Origin of the sequence: Exiguobacterium sp. s6 (assembly GCF_018618155.1) — a bacterium.
Lineage (GTDB): Bacteria > Bacillota > Bacilli > Exiguobacteriales > Exiguobacteriaceae > Exiguobacterium > Exiguobacterium mexicanum_A.
The window spans coordinates 1,603,306-1,616,331 of record NZ_JACSLN010000001.1; the positions used below are offsets into that span (position 1 = coordinate 1,603,306).

Here is a 13,026-nt window from a genome sequence, read left to right on the forward strand (position 1 = left end):
TCGTCCAGCCAAGCGAAGCGGTGTACTTTGCGTACCAAATTAGGATACCGTACCACCCATTCAAAGTCAAGACAGGATTGCCCGGGCGGCTGTCTCATCTTGCTTGAGTTGAGCGATGAGTGCGTCGAGTCCGTCGAAGGCCCGCTCGTCACGCAAGTAATGCATCCATTCGATCTCGATCAGTTGCCCGTATAGATCCTCTGAGAAATCGAACAAGTGGCTCTCGATTGAGACGTCCCCGGTCGCATAAAACGTCGGCCGCCGACCGACGTTCGTCATCGCGTCGAACGTCCGGCCGTCCTGAAGCCGTACACGCGTCGCGTAGACACCGAGACGCGGCATGACATACGAGGCGTCCATGACGACGTTCGCTGTCGGGTAACCGATCGTCCGGCCACGGGCGTCGCCGTGGATGACTTCCCCGCAGATGACGTACGGCGTACCGAGCAACTCGCTCGCCACATCGACGTCACCGGCACCGAGCAATTGACGAATCCGCGTCGACGACACTTTTTCGCCGCCGCTCGTCTGTTCGGCGACGACCGAGGTCGTGAAGCGACCGCGCGCATGATACGGCAGCGTCTCCATCGTCCCTTCGCCAAATTTACCGTACGAGTAGTCAAAACCTGCCGTCACGTGGACCGCACCGGCACCAATCAAATAGTCATCCACGAATTGTTGCGGTGACAGGCTCGCCAACTCTTTCGTGAACGTGATGACGATACACCGTTCGACACCGAGTCCGGCAATTCGGTTCAATTTCCGCTGGAGCGGTGTGATATAACGGACCGCATCCAGTTTGTTTGAGAGCACTTGTTTCGGGTGCGGGTCGAACGTGATTACGGTCACGGGTACATCGAGCTGTTTCGCTTGCGCCTGTGCATGCCGAATCACGGCCTGATGTCCGGTGTGGACGCCGTCGAAAAATCCGAGCACCATGACCGAAGGGACCAGGTCTGGTGTCTCAGGATACGTCAGATGGATCGTTTCCATACTTCAATCTCCCCTTTAGTCGATGGTCAACATGACCTCGACATTTGCGTCTGTTGTTCCGTCAAGCCGTCGATAGAGGGCAAGTGGAATTCCTTCTTCATTATAGACAGTAAACAGTTCAAATTCGAGCGAGACGTCGTTCAAACGTCCCCCGTTTCGAATATACCGCTCCCGATTGGCCGGAATCGTCATGGCAGGCCAACGCTTGATGACCTCTTCGAGCGGGATGAGGTGGTTCATGCGTTCCTCGACCGTCTCGAGGTCGGCGAGTTGTTGCAACGTGACAGCGGCCGTCTCCTCGAACGAACCAGACCGCGTCCGCCGCAGGTCGCTCATATGAGCCGGATAGCCGAGACGCTCCCCGATTTGGACGGCGAGCGTCCGGATGAATGTGCCTTTGCCACACTCGACGTCGACACGGAAACGGCAGACACCGTCTTCGATGACCGGGTCATTCGTCCGGACGAGGCGATGAATCTCGACGATGCGGCGCGGTCGTTCCACCGTCTGACCTTTCCGGGCGTATTCGTACAATTTCTTGCCGTTCACTTTGACGGCAGAGAAGTACGGTGGGATTTGCTCGATTTTTCCTGTCAACGTCTCGAGGACGCGATCGATGTCTGCAGCAGTGAACGCCTCCGGACCGACTTCGCGCGTCTCGACGACCTCGCCATGGGCATCCTCGGTCATCGTCGCCGTCCCGATTGTAATCTCGGCGGCGTACCGTTTGCCTTCATCGGTCAGAAAACGTGACAGCTTTGTCGCCCGGCCGAGACAGATCGGCAGGACACCGGTCACTTCGGGGTCGAGCGTGCCGGTATGACCGACTTTCTTCGTTTGGAACAATTTACGGAGCTTGAACACGCAGTCGTGGCTCGTCATGCCGCTGTCTTTATCTAAAATCAATACACCTGTTGGTTCCATCTGGATTCCTCCCATCAAAAAAGGGGAGACGCGAGTCCCCCCTTCAATTTATTGGTCGTTCCGATTTAAGTCACGAATCAATGAATCGATATGGCTACCATATGCGACCGATGAATCGTATTCGAACGACAATTCTGGCGTTTTCCGAAGACGGATGCGGCTCCCGATCTCGCGGCGAATAAATGCGCTCGCCTTATCGAGACCAGCTTGCGTCTCAGCCTTCACTTCGGCGTCGTCTCCGAGCACCGTGTAGTAGGCTGTCGCTTGCTGCAAATCTCCCGTCACATCGACGCTTGTAATTGTAGCGTTCTTCGTACGTGGGTCGTTGACTTCACGGAGCAAGATATCTGTAATCTCTTTACGCATCTGCTCTGCGACGCGTTGGGCACGAATGTTCATACGTGTTCCCTCCTCGCTTTATTTACGTTCGACTTCTTTCATGATGAACGCTTCGATAACGTCCTCCACTTTGATGTCGTCGAACTTCTCTACTTTAATCCCACACTCGTAACCTGTCGCGACTTCTTTGACGTCGTCTTTGAAGCGGCGGAGCGTATCGAGTTTTCCTTCGTACACAACAATCCCGTTACGGATGATGCGGACGCCGGCGTCGCGTGAGATTTTACCTTCTGTGACGTAACAGCCGGCAATCGTACCGACTTTCGAGACTTTAAAGACGTCACGGACTTCAACTTGTCCTGTGATTTCTTCAACGAACTCAGGGTCGAGCATCCCTTTCATCGCGCTCTCGATTTCATCGATCGCGTTATAGATGATGCGGTGCAGACGCATTTCAACATGCTCTTGCTCGGCCATCGACCGGGCGTTACCATCTGGGCGAACGTTGAATCCGATGATGATCGCATTTGCCGCCGAAGCGAGAATGACGTCACCTTCTGTGATTGCACCGACACCTTGGTGGACGATGTTGATTTTAACGCCTGCGACGTCGATTTTGCGGAGTGAACCAGCGAGTGCTTCCGCCGAACCTTGAACGTCTGCTTTGATAATGACGTTCAAATCTTTGACTTCGCCTTCTTGAATGCGGCTGAACAAGTCATCAAGACTAACTTTAGCCGATTCGCGACGCTGTGATTCGAGGTAACGTTGGTAACGTTTTTCTCCGATTGCACGTGCTTTTTTCTCATCTTCGAACACGATGAACTGATCCCCGGCTTGTGGGACATCGTTCAATCCTGTGATCTCGATTGGCGTCGATGGACCGACTTCTTTCACACGACGACCGATATCGTTGACCATGGCCCGGACGCGTCCGAACGTGCTGCCGACGACGATCGAGTCACCGATCCGGAGTGTCCCGTGTTGAACGAGAAGCGTGGCGACAGGACCGCGGCCTTTATCGAGCTTCGCTTCGATGACCGAACCGCGAGCTGGCATTTCAGGCGTAGACTTGTACTCTTCGACTTCTGATACGAGCAAGATCATCTCGAGCAACTCATCGATCCCCTCGTCTTTCAAAGCTGAGATCGGTACGAAAATCGTTTCGCCGCCCCACTCTTCCGGTACGAGACCGAACTCTGTCAATTCTTGTTTGACGCGGTCAGGGTTTGCGCCTTCTTTATCCATTTTGTTCACGGCGACGATGATCGGCACGTTTGCCGCTTTCGCATGTGAGATGGCTTCTTCTGTCTGTGGCATCACGCCGTCATCCGCTGCGACAACGATAATCGCGATATCTGTCACTTCGGCTCCACGGGCACGCATCGTCGTAAAGGCGGCGTGACCTGGTGTGTCGAGGAACGTGATCTTTTTATCGTTGACTTCAACTTGATAAGCACCGATGTGCTGCGTGATTCCGCCGGCTTCACCAGCAACGACTTTCGTGTTGCGGATCGAGTCAAGAAGTGTTGTCTTACCATGGTCGACGTGACCCATGATTGTGACGACAGCAGGACGCTCAACAAGCTCGTACTCAGAGAAGTCGATTTCCACTTCTTCAAAGTCCGTCTCATCGATGAGTACTTCTTTCTCAACTTCGTAACCGAATTCAGTTGCAAGCAACTCAATCGTCTCGTCATCAAGCGTTTGGTTGATCGTCGCCATGACACCAAGACCCATCAACTTCATGATGATCTCGTTTGGCTTTTTATCCATCTTCGCAGCGAGGTCTGATACGCTGAGGACATCATCGTACTTGATGACGTTGCCCATTTCAGACTCTTGCGCTAAACGAGCTGCTTTACGTTGACTCGTTTTTGAATTCGGATCCGCTTCCAATGGCACGGCTGCTTTCGCAGGCTTGCCTTTGAATTTACCACCGCGTTTCTTGTTGCGGTTGTCGTTGCGATTGTTGCCGAAGCGGTTGCCACCACGGTTGCCCGCTTGGTTGCTTTGACCGCCAGACGCTTGTGGGCGTGCTTTCGGTGCTTCTTGCTTGGCAGCAGGTTTCGCGTCAGCCGGTTTTGACTCGGCCGACTTCGTTGCAGCTGGTTTCGTTGCAGCTGGTTTTTCTTGCTTATCAGCCGAGCGGTATTTCTCAGGATTGAAGACACGGTCGAGTTGCTTGACCGATTCCTCATCTAAGACAGCCATGTGGTTTTTCACTGGCTTGTTCATTTTCTCGAGCTGAGTAATGACTTGTTTACTTGTTACATTCTGTTCTTTTGCAAATTCATAGACGCGTTTTCCCAAAGCATCCACCTCCGTTAATAGTTAAGAGAGAAGTTGCTTAAGCTTGTTCGCAAATCCGGATTCTGTCACAGACACGACGACTCGCATGTCTTTACCTAAAGCAGCCCCGATCGTATATCGGTCGCTCACTTCAATCAATGGAACACCATACGATGTACATTTGTCGGTAACCCGTTTTCTCGTAGACGCTCCAGCGTCTCCGGCAAGGATGACGAGTTTGGCTCGGCCAGCTCGCACATCCTTCAACACAAACTCTTCTCCCATCGTTACTTTCCTCGCCCGTGCGGCGAGGCCTAACAATGATTCCCACTGACTCATGATTCGGCTCCTGTAACAGCTTGAAGCAGCTGCTCATAAAGCGTGTCACTCGTCTTGACTTTTAAATGATGATCGAGTGTCCGTTTTTTCTCTGCTAAACGAATCACATCCGCATCTTTCGACAAATACGCTCCACGCCCGTTCAATTTACCGGACGTATCGATGACGACATCGCCTTCCGGCGTCCGAACGACACGAATCAACGCTTGTTTCGGTAACATTTCTTGCGTGACCACACATTTGCGCAAAGGAAGTTTCTTTTGCTTCATGGTCATTCCTCTTCTTTCACCGTTGTCGGCTCGAGGGCGACGTCAACCGAGTCAGTTTGTTCCATTTCATTGTGAACAATTTCTGGCTCCGGTTCAACTTTTTCGGCGTACGTATCATATAAGTCCATGCCTTCTGCATCCGTCTCGCTCTTGATATCAATTTTCCATCCCGTCAATTTAGCGGCAAGACGGGCGTTTTGACCACGCTTCCCGATGGCGAGTGACAATTGATAGTCTGGCACGACGACCGTCGTCGACTTATTCGGTTCATTGACGTACACGTCAACGACTTGAGCCGGGCTGAGTGCGTTTTTCACGAACTCTTTCGGATCGTTCGACCAACGAACGATATCGATTTTCTCACCGTTGAGCTCATCGACGATCGTTTGGACACGTTGCCCTTTCGGACCGACACAAGCGCCGACTGGATCGACGATGTCTGAATGGACGGCAATCTTCGAACGATCACCCGCTTCACGTGAGACCGACATAACATCGACCGTACCGCTCGCGATTTCTGGCACTTCGAGCTCGAACAGACGACGCAACAAACCTGGATGCGTCCGCGAGACTTGAATGGCTGCGCCAGAACCTTTCGTCGTCGAATCGACTTTCGTCACGTACACTTTGATACGGTCATGAATCTGGTACGATTCATTCGGCATCTGTTCGTTCGGTGTGAGCACCGCTTCGATATTGTTTTCAAGACCGATATACAAGTTGCGTGGGTCGAACCGTTCCACAATCCCCGTCATGATCTCGTCTTCTTTATCGACGAAGTGGTTATAAATGCGCTCGCGCTCGGCTTCCCGCATCTTTTGCGTGACGACTTGTTTGGCTGTCATCGCCGCGACGCGACCGAAGTCGCTCGGTGTGACTTCTTCTTTATGGAAGTCTCCTAACTCGTAGTTCGGGTCAATCTCATGCGCTTCTTCGAGCGACAATTGTTGCTCCGGATGCGAGAGACGTTCAACGACTTCGAGAAGTGCGAAGACACGAATATCACCAGTCACTTGGTCGAATTCAACTTTTACGTTTTCATTCGGGTTGGCGACGTTTCGACGATATGCCGAAATGAGCGCCTGCTCGAGCGCATCGATGATAATCTCTTTCTCGATTCCTTTTTCGTTAGCAATCTGTTCGATTGTTGTGAGTAATTGTGGCCCCATCTTTACCTCTCCTTAACTAAACGTGACCGCTAGGCGGGCTTGTGCAATTTTGTCTACCGGTAGCGATATCGCTTTTTTTCTTGTCTTGATGCGCGTCTCGACGACGGCGGTCTCGCCGTCATATTCCGTCAAAATGCCTTCGAACTCTTTGGCACCTTCAATCGGGGCAAACGTCTTGATATAGACATTCTTCCCAATCGCACGTTCAAAGTCGGTCGGCTTTTTCAGTGGTCGCTCGGCACCGGGACTCGAGACGTCAAGATAATAGGCTTGTTCGATCGGATCGCTATCGTTTAGTTTTTCCGAGAGTTGTTCGTTGATGTTGACGCAATCATCTAAATCGACGCCCCCCGGCTTGTCGATATAGACGCGCAAGAACCAATCTGGCCCTTCTTTCACGAATTCGACATCGACCAATTCCATGTTCTCACGCTCCACGATCGGCAACGCGATCGCTTCGACGACTTCTGTTATTTTGGACACTCTCATCCCTCCTTCTGGCTTTTACATACAAGAAAGGAGTAGGGTTCCCTACTCCTTTCCGTCGTAGTATCCAACATTGTTCGATACCAATATATCATATTTTCCCGGTTTTTCGCAACTTACACCCCAAAATCAAAGAACGAGAGTTGGTTCTCATCCGGGAGGCCTTCGAGACATTTCATCGTATCGAGCGTCTCGACGATCGTCTTCGACAACTTGGCCCGTTTGCGCAAGTCTTCTTTCGATAAAAACTGTCCTTCGGCGCGCGCCTCGACAATCGCTTTCGCCGCGTTCGTACCGAGACCATCGACGGCATTGAACGGCGGGATGAGCGTGTTCCCTTCAATCAAGAACTCGGTCGCGCTCGAACGGTACAAATCGATGTTCTGGAACTTCATGCCGCGCTCTAACATCTCGAGTGCGAGCTCGAGCACGGTGTGAAGCCCTTTGTCTTTCGCCGTGGCTTCGAACCCTTTTTCACGGATATCCGACATCGCTTTACGCACGGCCTGTGACCCTTTGATCATGGCCGACAAATCGAAGTCGCCGGCCCGGACCGTGAAGTACGTCGCGTAATACAAAATCGGATGATGCACTTTGAAGTAGGCGATCCGGACGGCCATGAGCACGTACGCCGTGGCGTGCGCTTTCGGGAACATATACTTGATCTTCTTACAAGACGAGATGTACCATTCCGGGACATCGTTGGCCCGCATCTCCGTCTCCATGTCTTCCGACAAGCCTTTCCCTTTCCGTACCGACTCCATGATTTTGAAGGCGAATGACGGTTCGAGGCCCGCATAAATCAAGTAGACCATGATATCATCACGACACCCGATGACGTCTTTCAATTCACACGTCCCGTTATAGATGAGTTCGTTCGCGTTCCCAATCCAGACATCTGTCCCGTGAGACAGTCCCGAAATTTGAACGAGTTCGGAGAACGTCGACGGTTTCGTCTCTTCGAGCATCTGCCGGACGAACTTCGTCCCGAACTCCGGAATCCCTAGCGTACCCGTCTTCGATTCGATTTGCTCCGGCGTGACACCGAGTACTTCCGGCGATGAAAAGATTTTCATGACCGTCGGATCGTCTGTCGGAATCGTCTTCGGATCAATACCCGATAAATCTTGCAGCATGCGAATCGCGGTCGGATCATCGTGACCGAGAATATCGAGTTTGAGCAAGTTGTCGTGAATCGAGTGGAAGTCGAAGTGGGTCGTCTTCCATTCGGACGACTTATCATCGGCCGGATATTGGATCGGCGAAATTTCGGCGATGTCCATATAATCCGGGACGACGATAATCCCCCCCGGGTGTTGTCCCGACGTCCGTTTGACGCCGGTGACGCCCGAGACGAGCCGATCGACTTCGGCGTTCCGATAAATCTTATCGTTCTCGGTCGCATAACCTTTCACATATCCATACGCCGTCTTATCGGCAATCGTCCCGATTGTACCGGCACGATACACATACTCTTCACCGAACAATACTTTCGTATAGGCGTGGGCGTGCGGTTGATATTCACCCGAGAAGTTCAAGTCGATATCAGGGACCTTGTCCCCTTTGAAACCGAGGAACGTCTCGAACGGGATATCGTGACCGTCTTTCGTATACCAGGTCCCGCACTCCGGGCATTGTTTGTCCGGCAAGTCATACCCGGACCCGACCGAACCGTCATTGAAGAAGTGCGAGTGTTGGCACTTCGGACAGACGTAATGCGGCGGCAACGGGTTGACCTCGGTGATTTCGGTCATCGTCGCAACGAAACTCGAGCCGACCGAACCACGTGAACCGACGAGATAGCCGTCGTCGAGCGATTTCTTGACGAGCTTATGCGAAATCAAATAGATGACCGCAAAGCCATGTCCGATAATCGATTTCAGCTCTTTCTCGAGCCGGGCCTCGACGATTTCCGGCAGTTCGTCCCCGTAAATCGAACGGGCCATGTCGTAACTCATGTTCCGGACCTCATCGTCTGCGCCTTCAATCTTCGGCGTGTACAAATCGTCCGGAATGATTTGAATCGACTCGATTTGATCGGCGATTGCATTCGGGTTCGTGATGACGATTTCGCGGGCGAGTTCGTCCCCGAGGAACTTGAACTCTTCCATCATCTCTTTCGTCGTCCGGAAATGGGCGTGCGGCAGTTCTTTCCGCGTGTTGATGAAGTTGGCACCACCTTGCGTCCGAATCAAGATCTCTCGGTACGAGCGGTCTGTCCGGTCAAGGTAATGAACGTTTCCGGTCGCACATACCGGCAGGCCGGCCTGTCCGGCGACGCGAATGATCCGCTTGATGATTTCCCGTAACTCAAGCTCGTTGGCGACGATCTCTTTATCGATCAAATGCATATAGAGCGCCGGGGGATGAATCTCGATGAAATCGTAGAACGCCATCATCTTCTCAAGCTCTTCGTCTGACTTGTTCAGGGCGGCGTCAAAAATTTCACCGTTGTCACACGCCGAACCGATGAGAAGTCCTTCACGGCGCTTCACGATTTCCGAGCGCGGCATGCGTGCCATCCGGAACAAGTAATCGATGTGGGACAACGAGATTAGTTCGTATAAGTGACGAAGTCCCGGTTTTTTCGTTTTCGCATAAATCGTCGCATGGAACGGACGGATTTTCGAGACGTCGCTTCCGACTTTCGCGTTCAGTGAGCGATGCGTCTGCATCTCAAACATCTGTTTGGCGAGTTCGAGCAGTTTCATGAGCAAATACGCCGTCGCCTCCGCATCATAGATGGCCCGGTGATGCTGGGTCAACTCGATATCGAATCGCTTCGCGAGCGTGTTGAGGCGGTGGTTTTTGAGCGTCGGTAAAATCGTCCGGGCGAGTTCGAGCGTGTCGATGACGGGATAGTCATCCGGCTCGTGCCCCCCGCTCCGAAGCGTCGCTTCTAAGAAGCCCATATCGAACGATGCGTTATGGGCGACGAGGATGCCGTCCCCGCACCAATCGACGAACTGTTTGGCGATGACTTCGGGATCGGGCTGGCCATGGACCATGTCGTCCGTGATGCCCGTCAGCTCGATCGTCGTAGCCGAGAGCGGATGTTTCGGATCGGCGAACGCCTCGAACCGGTCGATGATTTCACCGTCTTTAATTTTGACCCCGGCAAGTTCGATGATTTTGTTGTAGACGGCCGAAAGTCCGGTCGTCTCGACGTCGAAGACGACATATGTCGCATCATCGAGCGGGACATCGGTCGGGTGATACGCGACCGGCACGCCGTCATTGACGACGTTCGCCTCGACCCCGAACAGCACTTTGATGTCATTCTTTTTCCCGGCGTAATAGGCTTCCGGGAACGACTGGACGCCGGCGTGATCGGTGATGGCGATGGCGCGATGGCCCCATTTGGCCGCCCGGGCGACGAGCGCCGATACGTTCGTGACCGCGTCCATCTGGCTCATTTGCGTATGTGCGTGTAATTCGACGCGTTTCTCACCGGCCCACTCGTCACGGGCCGGTTCGACTTTCACTTCTTGCAGTTGCGATGCCATCATGCACAGTTCGCGCATGAAGCTGTCATCCTCGACCCGGCCGGCCGCTTGGATCCACATGCCTTTTTTGACGGCGCTGAGCATCCGGTCATCATCGTCATCGCGTGCGAACACTTTGACGATGAGTGAATCGGTATAGTCTGTCATCTTGAACGTGAACAGTTTCTTCCCGCTCTTCAGTTCTTTCCGTTCGGCCGAGAAGACGAGGCCACGGATGGCGACGCGTCGTTCTTCTTCGATGATCGTCTTAATCGGGACGATCTCGTCTTTGATCAAGGCGCCCATCCGTACCTCGGTGACCGGTTCGTCGTTCGTCTCGGTCGCCTTCGCGAATTGCGCTGCGAGCGCGAGCTTCGCTTGTTCCAAATCTTCTTGCACGACTTGTTCACGGAGCGCTTGGTTTGCTTCTTCATTCTCCGAGAACAGCGCTTGGCAAGGTTTCTTCATAAAGCCGTAGGCGCTATAGAGCGCTTGGACTTCTTGACATAACTCTTTATCGACATAGTTCGCCTCAGGGGCCGAGCGCACCGGGATGAGCAATTTGTTCTGCTCAAAGCGCGGTGAGACCGATGCGAAATAACTGCGCATCGCACCCGACACTTGGCTGAGTTCACTGACGATACGCGGCCAATAGTCGATATAATCCTGTTCGGCACCGCCTGAGGTCGTCGTGAAACGCGCGTACACCTCGTCAGCGAACGTCGCGTACCGGCTCTCGATTCGGCTCATGAACAGTTGATACACCTCGTACGGCAACACGCGCTGCAACTGGAAATAAAACGTCCACGTCCGGCGCTGCTTGTTGACGACAAGTCGCGTCAATTCCGCATCGTCGAATTGTTCCGTCTCGGTTGTGATGCCGAGATCGGTCAAGAGCAATTGCATTTTTTGATTAGCTTCCACGGGTAAGAAGTCCCCCCTTTTATCATTCGATGTCGAAAAATGAAGGTGACGGCAAGAAACCGTCACCTTCATCGATCATTTTGCCTCGTTCAGTTGCGCCGTGATCACACGTGGCAACTCATCTACCGTCGTCTCAAGGACTTCGCCAGTGGCACGTACTTTCACTTCGACGATACCTTCGCTCGCTTTTTTCCCGACGTTGATACGAATCGGAAGACCGATCAAATCAGCATCGGCGAATTTGACGCCAGCCCGTTCTTTACGGTCATCATACAACACATCGTACGTCGATGACAGCTCATCGTACAAACGGTTCGCGAGTTCGACTTGCGCTTCGTCTTTCGTGTTGATGGCAATCAAGTGCACATCGAACGGAGCGACGCTCTTCGGCCAAACGATACCGCGATCGTCATGATGTTGCTCGATGACGGCCGACAATGTGCGTGAGACGCCGATGCCGTAGCAACCCATAATGAGCGGTTCGGCCCGACCTTCTTCGTTCAAGAACGTCGCACCCATCGCTTCTGAATAGCGCGTGCCGAGCTTGAACACTTGTCCGACTTCAATCCCGCGAGCGAAGCGGACCGGACCCGACTCGTCAGGTGCCATGTCGCCTTCGACGACGAAACGGAGGTCATGATACGTCAAATGCGACAAGTCGCGTTCGGCGTTGACGTGCGTATAATGGGTGTTCGCCTCGTTGGCCCCACATACCGCGTCGACCAAATATTTGACGGCGTAATCGGCCACGACTTTGACCGGTGCATGAATCGGTCCGAGCGTGCCCGGCTCACAGCCGAACAAATCGATGATCGTCGCTTCTTCTTCCATTTGGATGTCGAGTCCGCCGAGGGCGTTCTTCACTTTGACGTCGTTCGCCTCGTGATCACCTCGAACGATGGCCATGATCGTCTCGCCATCGACGTTGAAGAGGACCGACTTGATCGTCGTCTTCGTGTCGATGTTCAAGAAGCGCGCCACATCTTCAATCGTCTTATTGTCTTTCGTGTCGACCTTGTCGAGGGCAAGCACTTCGGCCGCTTGCATGTCATAGCGGTCGAGCGTTTCTGCCATCTCGATATTGGCGGCGTAGTTCGACGTGTCCGTATAGACAATCGTGTCTTCCCCGATATCGGCAAGCGCTTGGAATTCGTGCGTGTCTTTCCCGCCGATGGCACCCGAGTCAGCTACGACCGGGCGATATTTTAAACCGATGCGGTCAAAGATGTTGGAATAGGCGTTATACATGTTCTTGTATTCGTCGTCCAAGTCATCTTGTGTGGCGTGGAACGAATACGAATCTTTCATCAAGAACTCACGACCCCGGAGCAGTCCGAAACGTGGACGACGCTCGTCGCGATATTTCGTTTGAATCTGATACAAGTTGACCGGTAACTTTTTGTAGGAGTTGAGTTCATCGCGCACGATCGACGTGATGAGTTCCTCGTGCGTCGCACCGAGGGCGAAGCGACGATCGTGACGATCGGTCAATCGCATAAGTTCAGGACCATAAATACCCCAGCGACCCGTCTCTTCCCACAGTTCCGCCGGTTGAATCGCTGGCATGAGCAATTCTTGGGCACCGGCCCGGTTCATCTCTTCGCGGATGATCGTTTGAATCTTTTGTAACACGCGGTGGCCGAGTGGAAGATACGAATAAATTCCAGCGGCGTTTTGGCGCATGAAGCCCCCGCGGACGAGGAGTTGATGGCTGACGGCTTCTGCGTCGGCCGGCACTTCTCTAAGCGTAGGCATGAACAGTCTCGATTGTTTCATAGGTATCAACGTTTCCCTTCTATAACCCGA

General features: G+C 53.1%; 10 protein-coding genes. All 10 read right to left on the reverse strand.

What is annotated here, in order from left to right; translation table 11 throughout:
* Positions 1–66: 66 nt before the first annotated feature.
* Positions 67–993 (reverse strand): bifunctional riboflavin kinase/FAD synthetase, encoded by a 927-nt coding sequence (locus KNP75_RS08300; RefSeq protein ID WP_215190205.1) that lies wholly within the window; start codon positions 991–993, stop codon positions 67–69.
* A 15-nt stretch (positions 994–1,008) separates the two neighbouring features.
* Positions 1,009–1,917 carry a tRNA pseudouridine(55) synthase TruB gene (gene truB / locus KNP75_RS08305; protein ID WP_214763895.1) on the reverse strand — a complete coding sequence of 303 codons (909 nt, stop codon included), beginning with the start codon at positions 1,915–1,917 and terminating at the stop codon, positions 1,009–1,011.
* A gap of 48 nt (positions 1,918–1,965) precedes the next feature.
* Positions 1,966–2,316 carry a 30S ribosome-binding factor RbfA gene (gene rbfA, locus KNP75_RS08310; protein ID WP_034777282.1) on the reverse strand — a complete coding sequence of 117 codons (351 nt, stop codon included), beginning with the start codon at positions 2,314–2,316 and terminating at the stop codon, positions 1,966–1,968.
* Between the two features lie 18 nt (positions 2,317–2,334).
* Positions 2,335–4,569, reverse strand: a complete 2,235-nt coding sequence (gene infB, locus KNP75_RS08315; RefSeq protein WP_034777280.1) for a translation initiation factor IF-2 — start codon at positions 4,567–4,569, stop codon at positions 2,335–2,337.
* A gap of 21 nt (positions 4,570–4,590) precedes the next feature.
* Complete coding sequence (locus KNP75_RS08320; RefSeq protein ID WP_021067159.1) at positions 4,591–4,887, reverse strand: YlxQ family RNA-binding protein; 297 nt, start codon at positions 4,885–4,887, stop codon at positions 4,591–4,593.
* On the reverse strand, positions 4,884–5,162 hold the full coding sequence (gene rnpM, locus KNP75_RS08325) for an RNase P modulator RnpM (RefSeq protein ID WP_215190206.1): 279 nt from the start codon (positions 5,160–5,162) through the stop codon (positions 4,884–4,886). Before rnpM ends, KNP75_RS08320 begins: the two co-directional genes overlap by 4 nt.
* A complete protein-coding gene (gene nusA, locus KNP75_RS08330) occupies positions 5,159–6,325 on the reverse strand; it encodes a transcription termination factor NusA (RefSeq protein ID WP_034777276.1) in 1,167 nt (388 codons plus the stop codon). Before nusA ends, rnpM begins: the two co-directional genes overlap by 4 nt.
* Positions 6,326–6,337: 12 nt before the next feature.
* Positions 6,338–6,808, reverse strand: coding sequence for a ribosome maturation factor RimP (gene rimP / locus KNP75_RS08335; protein ID WP_034777274.1), 471 nt, complete (start codon positions 6,806–6,808; stop codon positions 6,338–6,340).
* A gap of 119 nt (positions 6,809–6,927) precedes the next feature.
* Positions 6,928–11,220: a PolC-type DNA polymerase III gene (locus KNP75_RS08340; RefSeq protein ID WP_215190207.1), complete on the reverse strand. Its 4,293-nt coding sequence runs from the start codon at positions 11,218–11,220 to the stop codon at positions 6,928–6,930.
* Between the two features lie 75 nt (positions 11,221–11,295).
* Positions 11,296–12,996 (reverse strand): proline--tRNA ligase, encoded by a 1,701-nt coding sequence (locus KNP75_RS08345; RefSeq protein WP_215190208.1) that lies wholly within the window; start codon positions 12,994–12,996, stop codon positions 11,296–11,298.
* Positions 12,997–13,026 lie beyond the last annotated feature (30 nt).